General features: G+C 69.9%; 24 protein-coding genes. 5 read left to right on the top strand and 19 right to left on the bottom strand.

Annotated elements, in window-relative coordinates; genetic code table 11:
* The first annotated feature begins 6 nt into the window (after positions 1-6).
* The 3 genes from A5624_RS20720 (at position 7) to A5624_RS20710 (ending at position 2,763) form a co-directional block, all read left to right on the top strand.
* A complete protein-coding gene (locus A5624_RS20720) occupies positions 7-1,140 on the top strand; it encodes an alkaline phosphatase family protein (protein WP_066870300.1) in 1,134 nt (377 codons plus the stop codon).
* Positions 1,141-1,225: 85 nt separating this feature from the next.
* The gene (locus tag A5624_RS20715; RefSeq protein ID WP_066870297.1) at positions 1,226-1,681 is read left to right on the top strand and encodes a hypothetical protein; all 456 of its coding nucleotides are present in this window, start codon (positions 1,226-1,228) and stop codon (positions 1,679-1,681) included.
* 122 nt (positions 1,682-1,803) lie between these two features.
* The gene (locus A5624_RS20710; RefSeq protein WP_066870294.1) at positions 1,804-2,763 is read left to right on the top strand and encodes a PPE family protein; all 960 of its coding nucleotides are present in this window, start codon (positions 1,804-1,806) and stop codon (positions 2,761-2,763) included.
* Here the strand turns inward: A5624_RS20710 and A5624_RS20705 are convergent.
* From A5624_RS20705 to dxr, 13 genes are all read right to left on the bottom strand, one after another.
* Positions 2,760-3,539: a 3-oxoacyl-ACP reductase gene (locus tag A5624_RS20705; protein ID WP_066870291.1), complete on the bottom strand. Its 780-nt coding sequence runs from the start codon at positions 3,537-3,539 to the stop codon at positions 2,760-2,762. The two genes, A5624_RS20710 and A5624_RS20705, sit on opposite strands and share 4 nt — an antisense overlap.
* A gap of 3 nt (positions 3,540-3,542) precedes the next feature.
* Positions 3,543-4,907 carry an aldehyde dehydrogenase gene (locus A5624_RS20700; RefSeq protein WP_066870288.1) on the bottom strand — a complete coding sequence of 455 codons (1,365 nt, stop codon included), beginning with the start codon at positions 4,905-4,907 and terminating at the stop codon, positions 3,543-3,545.
* 1 nt (position 4,908) lies between these two features.
* Positions 4,909-5,718 carry a gamma-glutamyl-gamma-aminobutyrate hydrolase family protein gene (locus tag A5624_RS20695; RefSeq protein ID WP_066870285.1) on the bottom strand — a complete coding sequence of 270 codons (810 nt, stop codon included), beginning with the start codon at positions 5,716-5,718 and terminating at the stop codon, positions 4,909-4,911.
* On the bottom strand, positions 5,705-7,078 hold the full coding sequence (locus A5624_RS20690; RefSeq protein WP_156749108.1) for a glutamine synthetase family protein: 1,374 nt from the start codon (positions 7,076-7,078) through the stop codon (positions 5,705-5,707). The genes A5624_RS20695 and A5624_RS20690 overlap by 14 nt, the downstream gene beginning before the upstream one ends.
* A gap of 41 nt (positions 7,079-7,119) precedes the next feature.
* Positions 7,120-7,671: an alpha/beta hydrolase gene (locus A5624_RS20685; RefSeq protein ID WP_066870371.1), complete on the bottom strand. Its 552-nt coding sequence runs from the start codon at positions 7,669-7,671 to the stop codon at positions 7,120-7,122.
* Positions 7,672-7,800: 129 nt separating this feature from the next.
* On the bottom strand, positions 7,801-9,306 hold the full coding sequence (locus A5624_RS20680) for a cobyric acid synthase (protein WP_066870279.1): 1,506 nt from the start codon (positions 9,304-9,306) through the stop codon (positions 7,801-7,803).
* Between the two features lie 10 nt (positions 9,307-9,316).
* A complete protein-coding gene (gene map, locus A5624_RS20675; RefSeq protein ID WP_066870276.1) occupies positions 9,317-10,174 on the bottom strand; it encodes a type I methionyl aminopeptidase in 858 nt (285 codons plus the stop codon).
* Positions 10,175-10,206: 32 nt separating this feature from the next.
* A complete protein-coding gene (locus tag A5624_RS20670; RefSeq protein ID WP_066870273.1) occupies positions 10,207-10,791 on the bottom strand; it encodes a DUF1707 domain-containing protein in 585 nt (194 codons plus the stop codon).
* A gap of 155 nt (positions 10,792-10,946) precedes the next feature.
* Positions 10,947-12,761, bottom strand: coding sequence for a penicillin-binding transpeptidase domain-containing protein (locus A5624_RS20665; protein WP_066870270.1), 1,815 nt, complete (start codon positions 12,759-12,761; stop codon positions 10,947-10,949).
* Between the two features lie 162 nt (positions 12,762-12,923).
* Complete coding sequence (locus A5624_RS20660; protein WP_066870268.1) at positions 12,924-13,778, bottom strand: GNAT family N-acetyltransferase; 855 nt, start codon at positions 13,776-13,778, stop codon at positions 12,924-12,926.
* A 53-nt stretch (positions 13,779-13,831) separates the two neighbouring features.
* A complete protein-coding gene (gene ispG, locus A5624_RS20655) occupies positions 13,832-15,010 on the bottom strand; it encodes a flavodoxin-dependent (E)-4-hydroxy-3-methylbut-2-enyl-diphosphate synthase (protein WP_066870266.1) in 1,179 nt (392 codons plus the stop codon).
* Positions 15,011-15,026: 16 nt separating this feature from the next.
* Positions 15,027-16,241, bottom strand: coding sequence for an RIP metalloprotease (locus A5624_RS20650; protein WP_066870368.1), 1,215 nt, complete (start codon positions 16,239-16,241; stop codon positions 15,027-15,029).
* 20 nt (positions 16,242-16,261) lie between these two features.
* Positions 16,262-17,473, bottom strand: a complete 1,212-nt coding sequence (dxr, locus tag A5624_RS20645) for a 1-deoxy-D-xylulose-5-phosphate reductoisomerase (RefSeq protein WP_066870263.1) — start codon at positions 17,471-17,473, stop codon at positions 16,262-16,264.
* A gap of 120 nt (positions 17,474-17,593) precedes the next feature.
* Here dxr and A5624_RS20640 point away from each other — a divergent pair, with 120 nt between their 5' ends.
* Positions 17,594-17,848, top strand: coding sequence for a DUF2631 domain-containing protein (locus A5624_RS20640; protein WP_066870261.1), 255 nt, complete (start codon positions 17,594-17,596; stop codon positions 17,846-17,848).
* A 17-nt stretch (positions 17,849-17,865) separates the two neighbouring features.
* On the opposite strand, the gene A5624_RS20635 is transcribed toward A5624_RS20640, so the two are convergent.
* From A5624_RS20635 to pyrH, 6 genes are all read right to left on the bottom strand, one after another.
* Entirely contained in the window at positions 17,866-18,723 is an 858-nt protein-coding gene (locus A5624_RS20635; protein ID WP_066870258.1) for a cytochrome c biogenesis CcdA family protein, read from the bottom strand.
* A gap of 4 nt (positions 18,724-18,727) precedes the next feature.
* Positions 18,728-19,234, bottom strand: coding sequence for a protein disulfide oxidoreductase (locus tag A5624_RS20630; RefSeq protein ID WP_066870256.1), 507 nt, complete (start codon positions 19,232-19,234; stop codon positions 18,728-18,730).
* Between the two features lie 249 nt (positions 19,235-19,483).
* On the bottom strand, positions 19,484-20,578 hold the full coding sequence (gene rlmN, locus A5624_RS20625; RefSeq protein ID WP_066870253.1) for a 23S rRNA (adenine(2503)-C(2))-methyltransferase RlmN: 1,095 nt from the start codon (positions 20,576-20,578) through the stop codon (positions 19,484-19,486).
* A 34-nt stretch (positions 20,579-20,612) separates the two neighbouring features.
* Positions 20,613-21,542: a phosphatidate cytidylyltransferase gene (locus A5624_RS20620; protein ID WP_066870250.1), complete on the bottom strand. Its 930-nt coding sequence runs from the start codon at positions 21,540-21,542 to the stop codon at positions 20,613-20,615.
* Positions 21,543-21,574: 32 nt separating this feature from the next.
* Positions 21,575-22,132, bottom strand: a complete 558-nt coding sequence (gene frr / locus A5624_RS20615; protein ID WP_066870247.1) for a ribosome recycling factor — start codon at positions 22,130-22,132, stop codon at positions 21,575-21,577.
* A gap of 63 nt (positions 22,133-22,195) precedes the next feature.
* Positions 22,196-23,029, bottom strand: a complete 834-nt coding sequence (pyrH, locus tag A5624_RS20610; RefSeq protein ID WP_066870244.1) for a UMP kinase — start codon at positions 23,027-23,029, stop codon at positions 22,196-22,198.
* Between the two features lie 342 nt (positions 23,030-23,371).
* Here pyrH and A5624_RS20605 point away from each other — a divergent pair, with 342 nt between their 5' ends.
* Positions 23,372-23,611 (top strand): general stress protein CsbD, encoded by a 240-nt coding sequence (locus tag A5624_RS20605; protein ID WP_066870241.1) that lies wholly within the window; start codon positions 23,372-23,374, stop codon positions 23,609-23,611.
* Positions 23,612-23,648: the final 37 nt, after the last annotated feature.

Genomic DNA, 23,648 nt, shown 5'->3' with positions numbered 1-23,648 from the left:
GGCCCCGTGCCCGGTTCTCTGCGCGACGTGCTGCCCGCCGCGGCCACCCTGCTCGGGGTCCCGGGCGGCTCGCACCCACCGGACGAACTGACGGTGGCGGAGTCGGTGGACGCGGACCGGATCGACCGGGTGCTCGTCGTGCTGGTGGATGGATTGGGCTGGGACCTGCTCCCCCAGCTGGCCGGCAGCGCCCCACTGCTGGCCTCCGTGCTGGCCGGTGGCACCGGCCGACTGACCCGGCTGGACTGCACGTTCCCGTCGACCACGCCGACCAGCCTGGTGTCGCTTGGCACCGGCGCGCAGCCGGGCGAGCACGGGATCCTGGGCTTCACGCTCCGGGTGCCGGGCACCGATCGGGTGCTCAACCACGTCCGCTGGCGTGACGACCCGCCGCCCGCCACGTGGCAGCCGGTGCCGACGTGGTTCGAGCGGCTCCAGGCGGCGGGCGTGAGCGCCCGAGCGGTGTTGCCGGCGGTGTTCGTCGGCAGCGGGCTGACCGAGGCCGCCTACCGCGGCGCCGAGCTGCACCCGGCGGATCCGGCCGACGACTACGCGCGGCTGGTGGCCGACGTGCTGCGCGCGGGGCCCGGGCTGGTCTACGGCTACACCGCCGAGCTCGACACCGCCGCCCACGTCTTCGGGATCGGTTCGCAGCAGTGGCATGCCGCGGCGGCCAACGTCGATGCGCTGCTGACCCGCCTGCTCGAGGCGCTGCCGCCGACCGCGGCGATGCTGGTCACCGCCGACCACGGCGGCATCAACGTCCCAGAGCGGGCGCGGATCGACCTCGACTCCGACCCCAGGCTGAGCGAGGGAATCGAGGTGGTGGCCGGCGAACCGCGGGTGCGGTATCTGCACACCGTGCCGGGGGCGGCCGGCGACGTGCGGGCGGCGTGGGGCGAGCTGCTGGACGGCAGCGCCACCGTGTACGGCCGCGAGGAGGCGGTGGCCACCGGCATGTTCGGGACGGTCGCCCCGCACCACCTGGAACGTCTCGGCGACGTGGTCGTCGTCTGCTCCGGTGACGCTGCGGTACTGGCCAGCGCGCACGAGCCCCCGGAAGCGTCTCGCCTGGTCGGCTTTCACGGCGGAGCCACCGCGGCGGAGATGGCCATCCCGCTCATCGTTTTCGGGCCGTAACTGCGCAAACACACACCGGACTCGGATCGAGTTCACAGCTCGTTTGGACCGTTCGCCGATTTTTGCGCGCTACATTCGGTGCACTGTGGTTTCCCGGGGCGTTGGCGAGACTCGGCGATGGCAGGCGGCCATCGCGGTTGCCGCAGCGCTGGCGGCCTTCACCGCCCTGATCGCGGGTTCGGCGCTGCGACCCGCCTTCTCCGCGGCGGCACCGCCGGAGCCCGCCGCGTGGTCCGCAGGACTCGGCGCGGCCGCGGGACTGACGCACGGTCGTCTGCCCGCCCTCGGCCAGCCCGCCGTGGCGGGGTCGCGCGTCGGCGCGCCGGCGAACAAGACCAACCGCAAGCCGTTCCACAGCGCGTGGATGACGAAGGAGCGGCCCCTGACCTGGAACCGCGTGTCGGCACAATCGGTGCTGGCGCCGGTGCCGTTGTCGTTCACCCCGATAGGGTTTGCGCCCGCCGGCGCCCGATCCCGCGCGCCGGCGGTCACTTTGTCCGACCGAGATATCTTGACCCAGATCTGCGTCGCCCGTAGCTGATCGTGGCGCCCGGGCCGAGCGTGCCTCGCCCACCGGCTTGTAACCCCGGCGTCTATCTCGTGAAGGAACACCCTCATGTTTTCGGGCACAACTCACACCGCCACTCTCGGGCGGAGGCTGTAATGGATTTCGCAACGCTACCTCCGGAGATCAACTCCGGGCTGATGTACTCGGGGCCCGGCGCGGGCTCGATGATGCGGGCCGCGGCGGCATGGGACGCGCTGGCGGCGCGGCTCTTTACCGCGGCGGCCGACTATCGGGCGGTGACCGCGAAGCTGGCTGCGGCCGACGCGGGCTTGGCCTCGGCGGCGCTCACCGCAGCCGCACGCTACGTCGACTGGCTCGAGACGGTCGCGGCCCGCGGTGAGCAAGCGGCCACCCAGCTCGCGGCGGCGGCGGGCGCGCATCAGACGGCCTTCACGGCGACCTTCTCGCCGCAGGCGATCGCCGGCAACCGCGCCCGACGACTCGCGCTGGCCTCGACGAATTGTCTGGGCCACCACAGCACCGTGATCGCGGACGCCGACGCCGAGTACGACGCGATGTGGGCGCAGACCACCGGCGCGATGTACGCCTACGCGCGGGCCGCGGCCGCTGCCACGGCGATGGCTCCCTTTCCCGAACCACCCGGCAATCCTGCTGTGGCCGAACGTAGTTGGGTCCTACAATCGGCCCCGGACGTCATATCGGCCGGCGGCAAGGTGATGTCGGTGATACCCGACGCTTTAGCACGGCTGTCGTCGTCACCACTGCAGACGATCGATGCGTCCCTGTCCCCGGTCACCGCGCCGCTGTCGAAGCTGAACTCGGTGACCGCACCGTCGGATTTCGCGATCGCCCACCTGAATTCGGTGAACAAGACGGCGGCCCTGCAATCGCTCTTCCCGAAGCCGGCCGCCACCAATGGCGTCGAGGCGGCCTGGCGCCGCGCGGCGCCGGTCGGTGCGCTGTCGGTGCCGCGCGCCTGGGCGGCCGCGGCACCCCTGCTGCAGCGCTCGATCGACGACCGGACCGGCGAACCCATCCGCCTGGTCGCGATCAGCGAGCCGCCCGGACCGCATGCGGCCAATGAGCTGGGTTAGAGCGGGGTGACGTAGGCCGCGCTGATGCCGCCGTCGACCATGAACGTCGAGGCGGTGATGAACGACGCGTCTTCGCTGGCCAAAAACGCTACCGCCGAGGCGATTTCGTTGGGATCGGCGAACCGGCCGACCGGGACGTGCACCAGCCGGCGCGCGGCGCGTTCCGGGTCCTTGGCGAAAAGCTCTTGCAGCAGAGGGGTGTTGACCGGCCCCGGGCACAAGGCGTTGACGCGGATGCCCTGCCGGGCGAACTGCACGCCCAGCTCGCGCGACATGGCCAGCACCCCGCCCTTGGATGCGGTGTAGGAGATCTGCGACGTCGCCGACCCCAGGACCGCGACGAACGACGCGGTGTTGATGATCGATCCCTGGCGGGCGGGCACCATGTGGCGCAGCGCCGCCCGGCAGCACAGGTACACCGATTTCAGGTTGACGTCCTGAACGCGTTGCCACGCCGGCAGTTCGGTGTTCTCGATCAGGTCGTCGTCGGGCGGGGAGATGCCGGCGTTGTTGAACGCGATGTCGATGCGCCCGTGCGCGCGCGCCGCGGCATCGAACAGCGCGTCGACCGCGCCCTCGTCGGACACGTCGGTGGGCACGAACAAGCCGGACAGTTCCTCGGCCGCCGCGCCACCGGCGTCGGCGTCGATGTCGCCCACCACGATGGTGGCGCCCTCGGCGCGCATCCGCCGCGCCGCGGCCAGCCCGATGCCGCCGCCGGCGCCGGTGACGACGGCCACCCGGCCCGCCAGTCGTTGGGTGAGATCGACCGCCACCGCCTAGCCCTCCTTGATCGCGATGAACACGTTCTTGGTCTCGGTGAAGTGCAGCGGCGCGTCCGGGCCCAGCTCACGGCCCAGCCCCGACTGCTTGAACCCGCCGAACGGGGTGCTGTAGCGCACCGACGAGTGCGAATTTACCGACAGGTTCCCGGCTTCCACCGCCCGCGAGACGCGCAGCGCGCGGGACAGGTCGTCGGTCCAGATCGATCCGGACAGGCCGTAGCTGGTGTCGTTGGCCAGCGTGACGGCGTCGTGCTCGTCGTCGAAGGCCAGCACCGTGACGACCGGGCCGAAGATCTCGTCGGTGACGCAGCGGTCGGTGCGGTGTGGCGTCAGAACCGTTGGCGGGAACCAGAATCCGCGGCCGGCTGGTGCGGTGCCGCGAAACGCGACCGGGGCGTCGTCGGGCACGTACGACGCCACCTTGTCGCGGTGCGCCGCGGACACCAGCGGCCCCATCTCGGTGTCCCGAGACGCCGGGTCGCCGACGACGACGCGCGTGACGGCGGGCTCGAGCAACTCCATGAAGCGGTCATAGACGCTGCGCTGCACCAGGATTCGGCTTCGGGCGCAGCAGTCCTGACCCGCGTTGTCGAACACCCCGGCCGGCGCGGTCGCGGCGGCACGCTCCAGGTCGCAGTCGGCGAAGACGATGTTGGCGCTCTTGCCGCCCAGCTCGAGGGTCACCCGCTTGACCTGTGCGGCCGCACGGGACATCACCTGCTTGCCGACGTCGGTGGACCCGGTGAACACGATCTTGCGGATGCCGGGGTGGGTGACGAACCGCTCCCCGACCACCGCGCCCCGCCCCGGCAGCACCTGCAGCAGATCCGCGTCGAGGCCGGCCTGCACCGCCAGCTCACCGAGCCGGATCGTGGTCAGCGGCGTCACCTCGGCGGGTTTGACCAGCACGGCGTTGCCCGCGGCCAGCGCCGGCGCGAAACCCCACGACGCGATGGGCATCGGGAAGTTCCACGGGGTGATCACGCCGACCACGCCCATCGGCTCGTTGAACGTGACATCCAGGCCGCCGGCCACGGGAATCTGCTTGCCGGACAAGCGTTCCGGGCTGGCCGCGTAGAAGTTCAACACGTCGCGGACGTGACCGGCCTCCCACTCGGCCGACGCGATGGGATGCCCCGAGTTGGCGACCTCGAGGGCGGCCAGCTCATCGAGATGGGCGTCGACGGCGGCGGCGAAGGCCCGCAGGCCGGCGGCCCGTTCGGCCGGGGCCAACCGCGCCCACCTGCGCTGGGCCGCCCGCGCCCGGACCACCGCGTCGTCGACCGCCGCGACGTCGGCGTGCTCGACCGACCGCAGCACCTCCTCGGTCGCCGGGTTGATCAGTTGCGCGGTGCTCACCTCAGCTCACGCGTCCCGCGTAGGACCGCGCGGCGTCCACGATCGCGGTGAACAGCCGCAGATCGTCCAGCGACTGCTCCGGATGCCATTGCACGGCAAGCACAAACCGGTCCCCCGGCAGCTCCAGCGCCTCGACGACGCCGTCGCCGTCCCGCGCGCTGACCACCAGGCCGTCCCCCACCTTGTCGATGGCCTGGTGGTGATAGCTCGGCGCATCGGCGGCCTCCCCGACCAGCGCGGCCAGCCGGGTGCCCGCCACGGTGCGCACCGGCAGCCGGGTGAAGACGCCGTTGCCCGCCCGGTGTCCGCTGTGCCCGAGCACATCGGGCAGGTGCTGGTGCAACGTGCCGCCCAGGGCGACGTTGAGTATCTGTGCGCCGCGGCAGATTCCGAGCACCGGCAGGCCCCGCCGCAGCGCGCCACGCAACAGCGCGAACTCCCACGCGTCGCGGTCGGTGCGGGGCGCGTCGGTGCTCGGGTGGGGTTGCTGGCCGTAGCTGGCGGGGTCCACGTCGTAGCCGCCCGTGATCACCAGGGCGTGCAGGCTGTCGAGAACCGAATCGACGATCTCGGCGTCCACCGGCTGCGGTGGCAGCAGCACCGCGATCCCGCCGGCCAGGATGACACCTTCGAAGTAGTCGGCGGGCAGGTACCCGGCGGGGATGTCCCAGATGCCGGTCTGCACCCGCTCCAGGTACGTCGTGAGGCCGACAACCGGGCGGGGCGGGCGGCCACCGTCGGACAGTGGCGATCGCAAGCGCGGCGCAGCCGGGCGCAGCGGGTCGCCACCGTCGAACTCAGAGCCGTTCAAACCCACGCATCCTCTCCCAGTCGGTAACCGCCGCGTTGAAGGCCGCCAACTCCACCCGCGCATTGTTCAGGTAATGGGCGACCACGTCGTCGCCGAACGCGTCCCGCGCGAGCGCCGAGCGTTCGAACGCCGAGGCCGCCTCGGCCAGGGTGACGGGCAACCGCTCGACGCCGGGAGTCTGGTAGGCGTTTCCCGCGCAGGGCTCCGGTAGCTCCAGGCCCCGTTCGATACCGTACAGCCCTCCGGCGACGATGGCCGCCACCGCCAGATACGGGTTGACGTCGCCGCCGGGCACCCGGCACTCGGCGCGGGTGTTGGATCCATGACCGACCACCCGCAGCGCGCAGGTGCGATTGTCCAAACCCCACGCCAGCGTGGTGGGCGCGAAACTGCCGTCGGCGAATCGCTTGTAGGAGTTCACGTTCGGCGCATAGAACAGCGTGAGCTCGCTCAGGCTGGCGAGCAGGCCGGCCAGGAAACTGCAGAACGTCGAGGACATGCCGTGCGGGCGGCTGGGATCGGCGAACACGGCACCACCCTGCGAATCGCGCAGCGAGAGGTGCACGTGACAGCTGTTGCCTTCTCGCTCATCGTATTTCGCCATGAACGTCAGGCTCTTGCCATGCCGGTCGGCGATCTCCTTGGCGCCGTTCTTGTAGATGACGTGGTTGTCGCAGGTGACCAGGGCGTCGGCATAGCGGAAACCGATTTCCTGCTGCCCCCTATTGCATTCGCCCTTGACGGCCTCAAAGCGCAGGCCGGCGCCGATCATCCCCTGCCGGATGTCGCGCAGCAGCGGCTCCATCCGCGAGGACGCCGCGATCGCGTAGTCGATGTTGTAGTCACTGGCCGGGGTCAGCCCGCGGTAGCCGTTGGCCCACGCCTGGCGATAGGGCTCGTCGAACACGATGAATTCCAGCTCGGTCGCGACGTCGGCGGCCAGGCCGCGCTCGGCCAACCGGTCCAGTTGGCGGCGCAGGATCGCCCGCGGCGACACGGCGACCGGGCTGCCGTCGGACCAACCCACGTCGGCGATCACCAACGCCGTGCCGGGCAGCCAGGGAATGCGCCGCAGGGTGGACAGGTCGGGCCGCAGCACCGTGTCGCCGTATCCGGTGTCCCAGCTCGACACGGCGTAGCCGCTCACGGTGTTCATGTCGACGTCGACGGCGAGCAGGTACCCGCAGCACTCGGCGCCGTGCGTGGCCACCTCGTCGACGAACAACCGGGCGTCGATCCGCTTGCCGACCAGCCGGCCCTGCATGTCGGCGAACGCCACGATGACCGTGTCCACCTCAGCGGCGCCCACCAATCGCTGCAGGTCCGTCAACGACAGCATCGCGGCGCCGGGATCGGTCACGGCAGGTTCTTCACTGGCCATGACCGTCAGTCAACCAGGCGCTACCAGGTGCTGGTGCGCAGAATGATCTCGGCGGCCAGTTGCGCCGTCGACTCCTGCACGCTGCGGCGCCCCAGGTGCACCACCCGGTAATCGGCGTAGACGTAGCGCTGGCTGGCCTGCGCCACGGCCCGGGCGGCCGGCGAGCTGACCAACACGGTGGTGCCGATCTCGACCGGCGGGCAGTGCCCGTCGGTGACGGCGCCCTCGTAGTTGGAGGCCCGCGGGTGGCCGCGGTCGATCACCACCAGTCCGACGAAGCGGCCCAGCCGCGTGGCGGTCAGCTCCCAGGCGAGCTCGGCGCCGGCGCGATCGCCCATCACCACGGCCCAGCCGATGCCCAGCGCGTCGAGGATGCCGATGAGCGACTTGGGGGTCAGCCGAGAATCGAAGCCGACCACGACCGTCCGAAGCGATGCGGTGTGCAGGCGCTCGCAGACCGCGTCGTACGCCGCCGGGACGCGGTCTTCGTCGCCCAGTATGACGACGACGACGCCGTTCTCCGGGCCGGCCACCACCACCGGCACGGGGAATCCGTCCAGGGTGGTCATCATCGAGGACACCCCAGCACGCTACAACCAAACGGCATCCGTGCGCGACGATTCTTCGGCATCTGGTACGCAAATTCGTTTTTCGGCCGCGTCGTCAACGGCGGCGTTCATACCGCGCTGGGCGCGAATGCCCTAGGGGCGCAAGGCGCTTGCCAGATGCGGTCGCCGCGGCGGGGGACCATCAAGCAAGCTGAGAATACCGTCGATGTCGAGATGGGATGCCAGCAAGTCGGCGGCGACATCGAGTTGCGCGTCGCGGCGGGCGGCGACGTCAACGTCACCGACCACGAATCCGCCGCGGCCTGCCGCGTCTGCGACCCGGCGCAGCCAGCCGCGCCGGAAGTCGTCGTTGTCGAGCAGCCCGTGCCAGTGGGTCCCGAAGACCGCCCCGCGCACCACACCCTGGGGCTGGGGATCGGCGCCGCACTCGAACCAGCTCGCCTCGGCGCAGCGGGTGACCCGGCCGTGGTGGATCTCGTATCCGGACAGCGGCCGCTGCCAGCGGCGCAGGGTCTTGTCGACATCGAAGGCGATGTCGGCGTCCAACAGCCCGAGCCCGGGCACGCCCGTCGTGCCGGATTCCACCGGATCGTCTAGGCGACTGCACAGCATCTGAAATCCGCCGCAGATTCCCAGCACCGGCTTGCCCGCGCGGGCGTGCGCGGCGATCGCGTCGGCCAGGCCCTGACCGCGCAACCACGCCAGGTCCGCGACGGTGGCCTTGCTGCCCGGGATGACGATCAGGTCGGCCACGGTGACGTCGGCGGGGTCGGTGACCCAGCGCACCAGCACGCCCGGTTCACAGGCCAGCGCCTCGACGTCGGTGGAGTTGGAGATCCGGGGCAACCGGACCGCGGCCACCCGCAGCCACTCGTCGCCGCACGGCGGGGCGGGCGTGCCGATGACGCGGTGCGCGACCACCGACAGCGAGTCCTCGGCGTCCAGCCACAGCTCGTCGGCGTACGGGAGGACGCCGTAGGTGGGCCGGCCGGTCATGTCGTGCAGCTGGCGCAACCCGGGTTCGAGCAGCGCGGGATCGCCGCGGAACTTGTTGACGACGAACCCCGCGATCAGCGCCTGGTCGTCGGGCTCGAGGACCGCGACCGTCCCGAACAGGTGCGCCAACAGCCCCCCGCGATCGATGTCCCCGACCAGAAGCACCGGCAAGCCCGCGGCCCGGGCCAGTCCCATGTTGGCCAGATCGGTGGCGCGCAGGTTGATCTCGGCCGGCGAACCGGCCCCCTCGCATATCACCGCGTCGAATTCGGCACGCAGGCTTGCCAATTCGTCGCCGACGATGACTGACAGCCGTTCACGGTGCCGCACATAGCTTTTCGCGCTGACCGTGTCGGCGACCCGACCCTTGATCACCAGTTGCGAGGTGCGGTCACTGCCCGGCTTGAGCAGGATCGGATTGAAGCGCACGCTCGGTTCCAGTCCCGCCGCGCGCGCCTGGATCGCCTGGGCGCGGCCGATCTCACCGCCTTCGACGGTCACCACGGAGTTGTTGGACATGTTCTGCGCCTTGAAGGGGGCGACGCGGACCCCGCGGCGGGCCAGCAACCGGCACAGGCCCGCCACCACCACCGATTTCCCGGCGTCGGAGCTGGTGCCCGCGACCAGCAGGGCTCCGGTCATCCGGCGAAAGTCATGGCAAGGTGAGGATTTCGACGCCGGTGTCGGTGACCAGCAGGGTGTGCTCGAACTGCGCGGTCCACTTGCGATCGCGGGTGACCACCGTCCAGCCGTCGTCCCAGATCTCGTAGTCCAGGCCGCCGAGGTTGATCATCGGTTCGATGGTGAACGTCATCCCCGGTTGCATGATGGTCGACACCGACGGCTGCTCGTAGTGCAGGACCACCAGGCCGTTGTGGAACGTGGTACCGATGCCGTGACCGGTGAAGTCACGAACGACGTTGTAGCCGAACCGGTTTGCGTACGACTCGATGACGCGGCCGACGACCGACAGCGCCCGCCCGGGCTTGACGGCGTTGATCGCGCGCATCGTCGCCTCCCGGGTTCGTTCCACCAGCAACCGGTGCTCCTCGGACACGTCGCCGGCCAGGAAGGTCGCGTTGGTGTCGCCGTGCACGCCGTCGATGTAGGCCGTGACGTCGATGTTGACGATGTCGCCGTCCTCGATCACCGTCGAGTCCGGTATTCCGTGGCAGATGACCTCGTTGAGCGACGTGCAGCACGACTTCGGGTAGCCCTTGTAACCCAGCGTGGAGGGGTAGGCACCGTGGTCGACCATGTACTCGTGGGCGATGCGGTCCAGTTCGTCGGTGGTCACGCCCGGTGCGACGGCCTTGCCCGCCTCCACCAGCGCGCCGGCCGCGATCCGGCCGGCGACGCGCATCTTCTCGATCACCTCGGGGGTCTGCACCCACGGTTCGCTGCCCTCCTGGGCGGTGGGCTTGCCGACGTATTCCGGGCGCGCGATACTGCCGGGCACCGGCAGAGTCGGGGACAACTCTCCAGGGGAAAGCGCGGTGCGAGCAGGCATGCGACCAGCTTAATGGCAGGGCGGATGGACGCTCAGAGCCGCTGACGGCGCAGCAGCGAGCGCCGCGGCCCGCGGATGATCACCGAGCCGCACACCACCCGCCCGGTCAACACCACGTGCGGCCTGCCCTCACCAGGCGGGTCTTTGCGACGGTCGCTGGCGCTGCCCACGTAGACCTCGACGTCGTCGATGGACGCGCTGGCGCCGTCGGGCAATCGAATCTCCACGGAGCCGAATCTCATGTCGAGTTCGATGACCACCACCGGCCCCGCGAAGCGGGCCTTGGTGAGGTCGAGTTCCACCGAGCCCAGCCGGCGGACCAGCGCCAGGCGGGTGGGCACCTGCCATTCGCCGTGGCGCTTCAGCGAACCCGCCCAGCCCCGCAGCTCGACCCGGTCGGCCGCGGAGGTGACGATGGCGCCCGGCCCCGGCAGGTCGCCGACCAGATGGTCCAGCTCGCCGCGCGTGCGCGCGTAGGACACCTGCGACGAGCGCTGCTCGAACTCGTCGATGTCGATCAGCCCGAGTGCGACGGCGTTGTGCAGCCGGCGCATCGTGCCGTTGCGGTCGGCGTCGGAGACCCGCAGGGCCACCATGTCGCCGCCGGTATCGGTCATGTTCGCAATTTACCGCTGAAGCGGGCCGGGGTCGCCCCCGTCAGATCAGGGGCGATCGCAAGCGCGGCGAAGCCGGGCGCGGCGGGTCGCCCCCATCAGATCAGGGGCGATCGCAAGCGCGGCGAAGCCGGGCGCGGCGGGTCGCCCCCATCAGATCAGGCCAGGAAGTTCGGCGGCAGCGCCTCGAACATGAACTTGGTCATCCGAACCGCCCACTCCGAGCTGCCGCCCCCGACGATCAACGAGGCGAAGGCCAGGTCGCCGCGGTAGCCGGCGAACCAGGAATGCGATCCGCCCGGGAACTCGGCCTCACCGGTCTTTCCGTAGATCTCGCCGCAGCCGGCGATCTCCTTGGCGGTTCCGTTGGTCACCACCAGCCGCATCATCGGCCGCAGCGCGTCGATCATCTTCGGGCTGATCGGCGTGGTGTCCCCCTGGACCGCCGTCTGGCGGCCCACGATCAGTTGCGGCACCGGCGTCTTGCCGGCGGCGACCGTCGCCGCCACCAGGGCCATGCCGAACGGGCTGGCCAGCACCTTGCCCTGGCCGAAGCCGTCCTCGGTGCGTTCGGCCAGGTCGACCGTCGGCGGCACCGACCCCGTCACGGTGGTGACGCCGTCCACCGTGTAGTCGAGGCCGATGCCGTATTGGGCGGCCGTCTGGGTCAGGCCGCGCGGCGGCATCCGGCTGCTGAGCTCCGCGAACGTGGTGTTGCACGAGCTGGCGAACGCGCGCGACAGCGACACCACGCCCAGATCGAAGCCGCCGTAGTTGGGCACCGTGCGGTGGCCGATGTCGAGGTGGCCCGGGCAGCCCAGCATCGAGTTGGGCGTGGCCATGCCGCGGTCGACGGCGGCGCCGGCGGTGATCATCTTGAACGTCGACCCCGGCGGGAACAGCCCGTTGGTGGCCGGCAAACCGTCCGCGTCGGCCCCGCCGTTCTGCGCGATCGCGAGGATCTCTCCGGTCGACGGCTTGATGACCACGATCATCGCCTTGCCGCCCTTGTTGTCGACCGCGCGCTGGGCGGCGTTTTGCACCGTGCGGTCCAGGGTGATCGACACCGACGGCGCCGGAGACCCCTGGACCTCGTGCAGCACCTCGACCTCGACGCCGTTCTGGTTGACGCTGACCACCCGCCAGCCCGCCTCACCGTCGAGCTGGTCGACCACCGCCTTCTTCACGGCGGAGATGACCGCGGGCGCGAAATGCGGGTCGGTGGGCAGCATTTCGGGCTGGGGGGTGACCACGACACCGGGCAGGTGCCCGATCAGCGGGGACACCTTGTCGTTGTCGTCGGGGTGCAGCGTCACCCCCAGATCCACCGGATGCGGCGTCGAGCTGGCCTGCTCGGCCAGCAGCTGCGGATCGTTGAGGGCGCCGTTGAAGGGATGCAGCACGTCGACGATGGCGTGCGCCGTGCCGGACAGCGCGGGTCCGGCCTGGGTGGCGTCCAGCGTGTAGTGGTACAGGTAGCCCGGCACCAGCACATCGCTGCCGCCGAGCTCGTTCACCGAAGCGCGATGCGGCCGGTCGGCGCGCAGCGCGAACGTCTGGTGCTCGCCCAACTTGGCGTGCAACGCGGTGGTGGTCCACCGCACGGCCCAGTGCCCCTCGTCGCGGGCCATCCTCAGCTGGCCGTCATAGGTCCACGTGCGGTTCTTGGGCAGGTGCCAGGTGAAGCGGTAGCCGACCGTGCCGCTGTCCTCGGCGTACTTGGCGTTGAGCAGCTGGGCATCGAGGTGGGTTGCCTGCAGGCCGGACCAGGCGGCGTTGAGGGCTTCACGGGCCTCGTTCGGGCTGTCGCTGAGTTGCGCCGCGGTCGCGGTGTCGCCGACGGCCAGGGCGCGGAAGAACTTCTCCGCGGCCGGGCCCGGGCCGTCGGGCCGCGGCGTGCAGCCGGACAGGGCGACGGCCGCGACCAGCAGCACGCCTGAGGCAGATGTGGCAATTGTTGTTCTCGTTACCATCGGTGCTGATGTTAAGAACTGTGGCCTGAACAGGGGCGCCGACACACCGAGACCGAACCGTGATGCGTGGATTTGCGGACCATCTGTGCGCCGAGGGCCCGCCACGCGGGCGTTGGTCACCCGGCGCCCGGCTGGCCGGGCGCTCGCGGCGAACGTGACCGGCTAGTCGAGCAGCACCGTCGCGAAGGTGCCGATCTCGGTGAAGCCCACCCGTGCGTAGGCGGCGCGGGCCACCGTGTTGAAGTCGTTGACGTAAAGGCTGGCGGTGCGCCCGGTGCCGACGATCACCGCGGCCACCGTCGCGGTGCCGGCGGTGCCCAAGCCCAGCCCGCGCCACTCCGGGTGCACCCACACCCCCTGGATCTGGCCGACGCCCGGGGACTGCGAGCCCACCTCGGCCTTGAAGACGACCTGGCCGTGCTCAAACCGCGCCCAGGCCCGCCCCGCCGTGATCAGGCTGGCCACCCGGCGCCGGTAACCGCGGCCGCCGTCGCCGATGCGCGGGTCGACGCCCACTTCGCCGATGAACATGTCGACGGCGGCCACCAGATAGGCGTCCAGCTCTTCGGGCCGGACCTGCCGCACCCCGGGGTCGAGGTCGCAGCTGGGGTGGTTCGACAACGCCAGCAGCGGCTGGCGGTCGCGCACGTCGCGAGCCGGACCCCAGGCCGCCTCGAGCCGCTCCCACATCGGCATCACCAGGTCGGCCCTGCCGACCAGCGACGAGCAGCGCCGCGTCCCGCGCATGGCCTCGTCCGCGAACGCGCTCAGGTCGGCCGGCGCGCCGCGCAGCGGAATCAGGTTGGCGCCGGCAAAGCACAGCGATTCGTCGGCGCCGCGCAGCGTCCACAGTTCGCCGCCGATCGAGTTGGGATCGATGCCGTGGTCGGCCACCCGCGCCGCGACCATGCAGGAGGCGACGGGATCGTCGTCGAGCACCCGCCAGACGGCGGCCGCGTCGCGCACCACCGACACCCGTCGCTCACCGACAAGGCGGAACAGGGGCGGAGCCGACATAGGGCGAACTCTCTATGGTGCGAATTCTCAGACCAGAACGTCGCTGGCCTTCATCAGCTTACGGTGACAACAGGTGAACCGCTGGATGTTGCTTCGGGCCCGTCGCCGCTGTTCATCTCGTGGCCCATTTCAGCGGCGATGCGCATCGCCTCTTCGATCAGCGTCTCGACGATTTGGGCTTCGGGCACGGTCTTGATTACCTCGCCGCGAACGAAGATCTGGCCTTTGCCATTTCCCGATGCGACGCCGAGGTCCGCCTCGCGGGCCTCCCCCGGGCCGTTGACGACGCAGCCCATCACGGCCACGCGCAGCGGCACGTCCAGCCCGTCCAGGCCGGCGCTGACCTCGTTGGCCAGGGTGTAGACGTCGACCTGGGCGCGGCCGCAGGACGGGCACGACACGATCTCGAGCCCGCGCGGGCGCAGGTTCAGCGACTCGAGGATCTGGATGCCGACCTTGACTTCCTCGACCGGCGGCGCCGACAGCGACACCCGGATGGTGTCACCGATCCCCCGCGACAGCAGCGCACCGAAGGCGACCGCCGACTTGATGGTGCCCTGGAAGGCGGGGCCGGCCTCGGTGACGCCCAGATGCAGCGGGTAGTCGCATTGCTCGGCCAGCTGCTCGTAGGCGGCGACCATCACGACGGGATCGTTGTGCTTGACGCTGATCTTGATGTCGCCGAAGCCGTGCTCCTCGAACAGCGAGGCCTCCCACAGCGCGGACTCGACCAGCGCCTCCGGGGTGGCCTTGCCGTACTTCTGCATGAACCGCTTGTCCAGCGAGCCCGCGTTGACGCCGATGCGGATCGGGATGCCGGCCGCACCGGCGGCCTTGGCGACTTCGCCCACGCGGCCGTCGAATTCCTTGATGTTGCCGGGGTTCACCCGCACGGCGGCGCACCCGGCGTCGATGGCGGCGAAGATGTACTTGGGCTGGAAGTGGATGTCGGCGATCACCGGGATCTGGCTGTGCCGGGCGATTTCGGCCAGCGCGTCGGCGTCCTCCTGGCGCGGGCAGGCCACCCGGACGATGTCGCAGCCGGCGGCGGTCAACTCGGCGATCTGCTGCAGCGTCGTGTTGACGTCATGCGTCTTGGTGGTGCACATCGACTGCACCGAGATCGGATAATCGCTGCCGACCCCTACGTCGCGGACCATCAGTTGGCGCGTGGGGCGCCGGGGCGCAAGCGTGGGCGCCGGGGTCTGCGGCATGCCCAGGCCGATAGTCATGTGCGCTGCCTTCTCTCTACTGGAACAGCCGGATCGGATTCACCAGATCGGCGGTGACGGTCAGCAGCATGTAGCCGACCACGAACACCAGCACGACGTATGTCGCGGGCATCAGCTTGAGGTAGTTCACCGGGGCGGCCGCGACCATGCCCCGCGCCGACCGCACCAGGTTACGGATCTTCTCGAACACCGCGATGGCGATGTGGCCGCCGTCGAAGGGCAGCAGCGGCACCAGGTTGATCGCACCCAGGATGAGGTTCAGCTGGGCCAGGAAGAACCAGAACGCCACCCACAACCCGTGGTCGACGGTGTCGCCGCCGATGATGCTGGCGCCGACGACGCTCATCGGGGTCTGCGGATCGCGCTGCCCGCCGCCGATGGCGTGCACCAGCGCACCGACCTTCGTCGGGATCGCAACCAGCGCCTTGCCGACCTCGCCGGTGAGGTCACCGGCGAAGGCGACGGTGGCCGGGATCGCGGTGAACACCCCGTAGCGGGTGGGCGCCACCTTGACGGCGCCGACGCCGATGGCGCCGACCGTCGAGGGTTGTTGCCGAGCGCCCTGCCCGTTGCCCAGGTAGCGCTGGGTGGTGGTGACGTCGACGTAGGTGGTGATTTTGGTGCCGTTGCGCTCGGCGACGATCGGGACATTGCCGTGCACCTTGCGGATGGCGGCGGCCATGTCCTCGAAGGTCGACACCGGGGTGTCGCCCACCTTGACGATGACGTCGCCCGGCCGGATTCCGGCCAGCGCCGCCGGCCCGGGGCCGGTGCAGTCCGCGATCTTTCCCGGCGCCACTTCCGGTGCCACACAAGCGGTTTCGCCGACCACGGCCTGGGTGGGCGGGTGCAGGTTCGGCAGCCCCCAGATGAGCGCGATGCCGTAAAGCAGCACCAGGCAGATGATGAAGTTCGCGGCGGGACCGGCGAACAGCACCGCGACCCGCTTCCAAACCTTCTGCTTGAACATGGCGCGGTCGGTCTCGTCGGGCGCCAACTCCTCCACCGACGTCATGCCGGCTATGTCGCAGAAGCCGCCCAGCGGCACGGCTTTGAGGCCGTATTCGGTTTCGCCGCGCCGGGTCGACCACAGCGTGGGCCCGAAACCGACGAAGTAGCGGCGCACCTTCATGCCGGTCGCGCGCGCGACCCACATGTGCCCGCACTCGTGCAGGGCCACCGAGATCAGGATGGCCAGTGCGAACAGCACAATGCCGATTACGAACATCATCTGGTCTCCCAGGACCTTTCTCACACCATTCCGGAGGCTTTTGCCGACACCTCGGCGGGCCGGGCGTGTGCGACGGAACGCCGCGCCCGCTCGCGTGCCCAGCGCTGCGCGTCGAGTACCTCATCCACGGTAGCGGGTGACACGGCCCATTGGTCGGCGGCGTGCAGCACGTCGGCGATGGTTTTGACGATCGCGGGGAACCCGACCCGTCCCGCGAGGAAGGCCGCCGCCGCCTCCTCGTTGGCCGCGTTGTAGACGGCGGTCATGCAGCCGCCGATCTGCCCGGCGTGCCTGGCCAACTCGACGGCGGGGAAAACGTCGTCGTCCAGCGGCTCGAAGTCCCAGCTAGAGGCCGTGCTGAAGTCGCAGCTGGCGGCCGCGCCCGCAACCCGCTGCGGCCAGCCGAGGGCGAGCGAGATCGGCAGCTTCATGTCCGGCGGGCTGGCCTGGGCCAGGGTAGAACCGTCGATGAAGGTGACCATCGAATGAACAATCGACTGGGGGTGCACCACGACCTCGATGCGGTCATAGGGAATGCCGAACAGCAGGTGGGTCTCGATGAGTTCGAGCCCCTTGTTGACCAGCGAGGCCGAGTTCAGTGTGTTCATCGGGCCCATCGACCACGTCGGGTGGGCGCCCGCCTGCTCCGGGGTGACGTCCTCCAGCTGGGTGGCGGTCCAGCCGCGGAACGGGCCGCCGGAGGCGGTCAGCACCAGCTTGGCGACCTCGTCGGGGGCCCCGCCGCGCAGGCACTGGGCCAGCGCGGAGTGTTCGGAATCGACGGGCACGATCTGCCCCGGCTTGGCGGCCCGGAGCACCAGCGGACCGCCGGCGATCAGCGATTCCTTGTTGGCCAGCGCCAGCCGGGCGCCCGACTCCAGCGCGGCCAGCGTCGGCCGCAGGCCCAGCGCGCCCACCAGCGCGTTGAGCACGACGTCGGCCTCGGTCTCCTGCACCAGCCGGGTGGCCGCGTCGGACCCGCAGAACGGGATGTCACCGACCCGCTGCGCCGCGCGCTCGTCGGCGACCGCGACGTTGGTCACGCCGGTCTCGGCGCGCTGCCGCAACAGGGTGTCCAGGTTGGCACCGCCCGCGGCCAGGCCGACCACCTCGAAGCGGTCCGGGTTGGCGGCGATGACGTCCAGCGCCTGGGTGCCGATGGAGCCGGTGCTGCCGAGCACCAGGACGCGCAGCCGGTCCCGCGTTTGCCCGTCGGTCGTCGGGTTGGTCACTCATTCATTGTGCCGCCCGGCACCGACCGGGGCCATCCGCCGGACCGCGGCCGTCGAGCCAGGCGGGGGTATGCCAGAATTTGGGTTCGACAAGCCAATCCGATCCGAAGGGGATTCGCCGTGGCCAGTACCGAGGTGGAGCGCTTCACCGGCGTCGACGACGTCGAGGTGCCGTCGGCAGCGTGGGGTTGGAGCAGGATCAATCACCGGACCTGGCACATCGCCGGCCTGATCGGCTTCGGATTCCTGCTGGCGATGCTGCGCGGCAACCATGTCGGCCACATCGAGAACTGGTTCCTGATCGGGTTTGCCGCGCTGATCCTCGTGGCGCTGATCCGCGACCTGTGGGGCCGCCGCCGCGGCTGGATCAGGTAGCCGGCAGCGTGTTTGCCCTAGCGGCGCACCCGGCGATGCCAGGCGCCCCCGATCACCACGGCCGTCAATGCGAACACGGCCACCAGCCACGGCCACATCCCGTGCTGATGCACCCAGCCGGCCATCGCGCCCTGTAGCCGCCCGGCCGCGGTGATCACCGCGTCCCGCGGGTCGCCGCCGGCGCCGAACAGTCGCACCTCGTAACCGCCGTAATAGGCCACGTACAGCCCGACCAGCACCAGCAACGCGCCACCGATCCGGTTGACGAACGGCAGGAGCCGGCGCAACCGGTCCACCAGCGCCGTGCTCGCCGTGGCCGCGGCGACCGCCAGCACCCCGACCACCAGGGTCAGCCCCGCGCTGTAGGCGAGATAGATCGCCACCCCGGTGACGGCCGATCCCCCGCGTAAGCCGGCCGCCGTGACGGCCAGGAACGGCCCGACGGTGCACGACAACGAGGCGATCGCGTAGCTGATGCCGTAGCCGTACATGGAGCCCAGCCGCGCGGTGGGCGCCCACCGCGGGCCCAGCGGTCGTGGGGTCAGGGCCGACAGTCCCCGGCCCGCCAGCAGCCACGCCCCGAGCCCGATCAGCACCACACCCACGCCCACGGTGGCGTATGGCAGGAACCGCTGCACGGTGCTCGCCGCCGAGACGGTCAGGGCGCCGAACGCGCCGAACACCGTCAGGAAGCCCAGCGCCATCCCCGCGGTGGCCGCCAGCGCACGCCCGGCCGCCGCCGCACCCGAGACCGCCGCCGAACCCTGGCCGCGCACCACCAGCAGCAGGTAGCCGGGCAGCATGGCAAAACCGCACGGGTTCAGCGCGGCCACCGATCCGGCGGCGAAGGCCAGGCCGACCAGACCCTGGTCCACCGAGTCAGGACCTCAGGGCCGAGACCCGGTCGGAAAGCTCCTGCTGGGACATCGCCGAGGTCGGGTTGTTGACGAACGTCGAGCTGCCGTCGGCGCGGTAGAACACGTAGGCGGGCTGCCAGGGGACGTTGTAGCGGGCCCAGATCGAGCCGTCGGCGTCGTTGAGGTTGGTGAATCTCAGGCCGTACTTGGAGACGAAGTTCTGTTCCGCGCCGACATCCGAGTGACCGGCAACGCCGACGAAGGTGACGCCGGGATTGGCGGCCGCCACCTGGCTGACGCCTGGGGCCTCGGCGTTGCAGAACGGGCAAAACGGCGCCCAGAACCACAACACCGCGGGTCTGCCCTGCAAGCTGGCGCCGTTGAACGGCGCACCAGCCAGGGTCGTGCCGCTGAATTGCAGCCGGTCATCGGCGGCGGCCGCGCGCGGCGCGCCACCGAGCACCACTATCAGTGCCGCGGCGATGAGGGCCGCGACAAACAACTTGAGCGGAGAGAACAAGCGGATCACGGCACACCCCCGGGTTGCTGAAGTTATGCCTTTAAGACGTGCGCGTCGCCCTACGGGTTCACCCGGCGACCGCGCGCTACCCGCCTTCGGCGGCCAGCTGTCCGCACGCTGGTGCCTGATCGCCTGCGCTCAGCTACCCGCCTTCGGCGGCCAACTGTCCGCACGCTGGTGCCTGATCGCCTGCGCTCCAGCTACCCGCCTTCGGCGGCCAGCTGTCCGCACGCTGGTGCCTGATCGCCTGCGCTCCAGCTACCCGCCTTCGGCGGCCAACTGTCCGCACGCGGCGCTGATCTCGCGGCCGCGCGTGTCGCGCACCGTGCAGGAAACGCCTTTGGCGCGGACGCGCCGGACGAACTCCCGCTCGACCGGCTTGGGGCTGGCGTCCCACTCACTACCCGGGGTGGGGTTGAGTGGAATCAGGTTCACGTGCACCAGCGGGCCGAGCGCGCGATGCAGCCGCTGCCCCAAAAGGTCTGCGCGCCAAGGCTGATCGTTGACGTCGCGGATCAACGCGTACTCCACCGACACCCGCCTGCCCGTGACGTCGGCGTAATGCCGCGCGGCGTCGAGGGCTTCGGTGATCTTCCACCGGTTGTTCACCGGCACCAGGGTGTCGCGCAGTTCGTCGTCGGGCGCGTGCAACGACAGCGCCAACGTCACCCCGAGCCGTTCGTCGGCGAGCTTGCGGATGGCGGGCGCCAGCCCCACCGTCGACACGGTCACCGAACGGGCCGAGATGCCGAAACCGTGGGGCGGCGCGGCGGTGATGCGCCGCACCGCGGCCACCACGCGGGCGTAATTGGCCAGCGGCTCCCCCATGCCCATGAACACCACGTTCGACAGCCGGTCCCCGAAGTCGTCGCGCAGGGCCGCGGCGCCGGCGCGGACCTGCTCGAGGATCTCCGCCGTCGACAGGTTGCGAGTCAGCCCGCCCTGACCGGTCGCGCAGAACGGACACGCCATGCCGCAACCGGCCTGCGACGAAATGCACACCGTGTTGCGTTGCGGGTAACGCATCAGCACCGACTCGACGGTGACCCCATCGAGGGCCCGCCACAACGTCTTTCGCGTCTGGCCTGCGTCGCAGGTCACCTCGGCGGCCGCGGTGAGCAGGATCGGGAACATCGTCTCGGCGAGGGCGTCGCGCAGGCCCGCCGGAAGGTCGGTCATCTGCCGCGGGTCGGCGATCAGCCGCGCGTAGTACTGATGCGCCAGCTGCTTGGCGCGAAACGCCGGCAGGCCCAGCTCGGTGACGGCGGCCGTGCGACCGTCCTCGTCGAGGTCGGCCAGGTGCCGCGGCGGCCTGCCGGGACGCGGCTCGGAGAAAACCAGTTGTGCAACCATGACCTGTCCAGTATCGCCTCTCGACCGGACCGGCCTAGGGAACGAGGGTCAGCACCGTCCAGGCGGCGACCGCCGAGGGCAGGACGCCGTCGAGCCGATCCATCAGTCCGCCGTGGCCGGGCAGCAGCCGTCCCATGTCCTTGATGCCGAGGTCGCGCTTGACCTGAGACTCCACCAGATCCCCCAACGTGCAGGTCAGCACCAGGATGACGCCCAGCAACGCGCCGATCCACCATGGTTTGTGGGCCAGCAAAGTCGCGGTCAGCGTCGCCGCGGTGATGCCGAACACCAACGATCCGGCGAACCCCTCCCACGACTTCTTGGGGCTGATCGCCGGAACCATCGGGTGCTTGCCGAGTAGCGCCCCCACAGCATACCCGCCGGTGTCGGAGGCGACGACGGTGATCATCAGGCAGAACACCCGTCCTGCGCCGTCGTGCGGGTAGACCAGCAGCACGCCGAAGGAGGCGAACAGCGGCACCCAGGCGGCCAGGAACACCGTCGCCGAGGCGTCCCTGAGGTAGTTGGCCGACGGCGACCCGTCGAACGGCTCGGGCCGTTTGCTGTTGTCCTGCATGAACAGCCGCCAAAAGTTGCAGACCACCACGGTGACGCCGAAGCCGGCCAGGGCGCCCGCGGCGTGGAACGGCCAGGTCAGCCAGACGGTGAGCTGGCCGCCGGCCAGCAGCGGGATGACCGGGATGACGTAGCCGGCTTCGCGCAGTCGCCGCACCACTTCGTGGGTGGCCACCATGATGGCGAGCGCGACGATGGGGACCCAGAACCGCGGCGCGAACACCAGCGTGACGATGAGCACGCCGCCGATCCCGGCTCCCACCGCGATGGCGGCGCGCAGGTCGCGTCCGGCCCGGGACGTCTTCTTGTCCGGTTGCGCGCTCGTCTTCTTGGCGGCGCGCGCCCGATTGTCGGGCGGGTTGCCTGCGCCGGGTTCTGGGGTTGCCACTGGCCTGGATGAACTTAGCTGCTGAGCGGTCGCTAGACCTCCAGCAGTTCGCCTTCTTTGTGCTTGACCAGCTCTTCGATCTGAGTGATGTACTGGTGGGTGGTCTTGTCCAGGTCCTTTTCGGCCCGGCCGACCTCGTCCTCGCCGGCCTCGCCGTCCTTGCGAATGCGGTGCAGCTCCTCCATCGCCTTGCGGCGGATGTTGCGCACCGAGACCTTGGCGTCCTCGCCCTTGCCCTTGGCCTGTTTGACCAGCTCGCGGCGGCGTTCCTCGGTGAGCTGCGGGACCGCCACCCGGATCAGGGTGCCGTCGTTGGTGGGGTTGACGCCCAGGTCGGAGTTGCGGATCGCCGTCTCGATCGCGCCGACCTGGCTGGCCTCGTAGGGCTTGATGACGACCAGGCGCGCCTCGGGCACGTTGATGCTGGCCAGTTGGGTGATGGGCGTGGCCGAGCCGTAGTAGTCGATCACGATCCGCGAGAACATGCCGGGGTTGGCCCGCCCGGTTCGGATGGTCGACAGGTCGTCGCGGGCGACCGCTACGGCTTTCTCCATTTTCTCTTCCGCGTCGAAGAGAGCCTCGTCAATCATGTGCGCCGCTCCTCCTCAGCTGCGTTGCGGATCCTCGCAAGCGCAGATCATCGCGTCTTCGGTTCAGGTGGTGACCAGAGTCCCGATCTTCTCACCAGCGACCGCCCGGGCGATATTGCCATTGGTCAGCAGGTTGAACACCAGGATCGGCATGCCATTGTCCATGCACAGGCTGAACGCGGTGGCATCGGCCACTCGTAACCCCCGGTCGATGACCTCGCGGTGGCTGATCGCGGCGATCAATTCGGCGTCGGGATGCTGCCGCGGATCCGCGGAGAACACGCCGTCGACGGCCTTGGCCATCAGGACCACCTCGGCGCCGATCTCCAGGGCGCGCTGCGCGGCCGTCGTGTCGGTGGAGAAGTACGGCAGTCCCATGCCGGCCCCGAAGATCACCACCCGCCCCTTTTCCAGGTGACGCACGGCGCGCAGCGGCAGGTAGGGCTCGGCCACCTGGCCCATGGTGATCGCGGTCTGGACGCGGGTGACGATGCCTTCCTTCTCCAGAAAGTCTTGCAGCGCAAGGCTGTTCATGACGGTGCCCAACATGCCCATGTAGTCCGACCGGGTGCGTTCCATGCCGCGCTGCTGAAGCTGCGCGCCCCGAAAGAAGTTGCCACCGCCGATGACGACGGCCACCTGCACACCGCCGCGGACCACCTCGGCGATCTGCCGGGCCACCCGCGCCACCACGTCCGGGTCCAGGCCGACCTGCCCGCCGCCGAACATCTCACCGCCGAGCTTGAGCAGCACTCGCGAGTACCTGGCCCGGCTCGGGGACTGGCCGCCAACCAGGCCGTTGTCCGGTGCGGATTTCGGTATGCCGTTGCTGGCGGTTGTCGGCTCCGGCCTTCCAGCCGCCGCGCCGGCGACTTGGGGGTCCCTGGACTCCGTCATCAGACTCCTCGCATGAGAGTGCCATCCCGGGCGATCTCCATCCGGAACGGCATTTCACATCCTGCCTCATCGCAGCACAATGCGACGTCGGCGGGGTGCATTATGCGCATAGTTGGCGTGCCGGACCAATTTTCGAGTCTCCAGGTACCGGAATTCGTCCACGCCGATGCCGCCGTTGCCCCGCGTTTGAGCGATGCATGGCATGGGAACCCGCAACAACGCGGCAGAATTACGCGGTCTCAAGCAACGAGGACCAGCCTCGCCGTATGACCGGGTTGATCGCTCGCGATCGCCGTTGAGCGTGGATCGCTCAGAGTACGCCAACGAGGAGGAACACTTTCCATGGCTGAAGAAAACAAGTCGGGACCTGCCGAAGCTGTCAAGGGCGTCGTCGAGGACGCCAAAGGAAAGGCCAAGGAGGCCGTCGGCGCGGTGGCGGGTCGTGATGACCTGACCCGCGAGGGCCAGGCGCAGCAGGACAAGGCCGACGCGCAGCGCGACGCAGCGAAGAAGGAAGCCGAGGCGGAAGCCGCGCGCGGTGGCGCCAAGGCGGCCGAGGAGCGCCAGAAGGACAACCAGTAACAGGGCTGTGAACGATGGGCCCGATCCGTGAAAACGG

Origin of the sequence: Mycobacterium sp. 1482292.6, from assembly GCF_001672995.1 — a bacterium.
Lineage (GTDB): Bacteria > Actinomycetota > Actinomycetes > Mycobacteriales > Mycobacteriaceae > Mycobacterium > Mycobacterium europaeum_A.
Note: the sequence above shows the minus strand (reverse complement) of the source record. Positions and strands in the feature narration are given on the sequence as shown.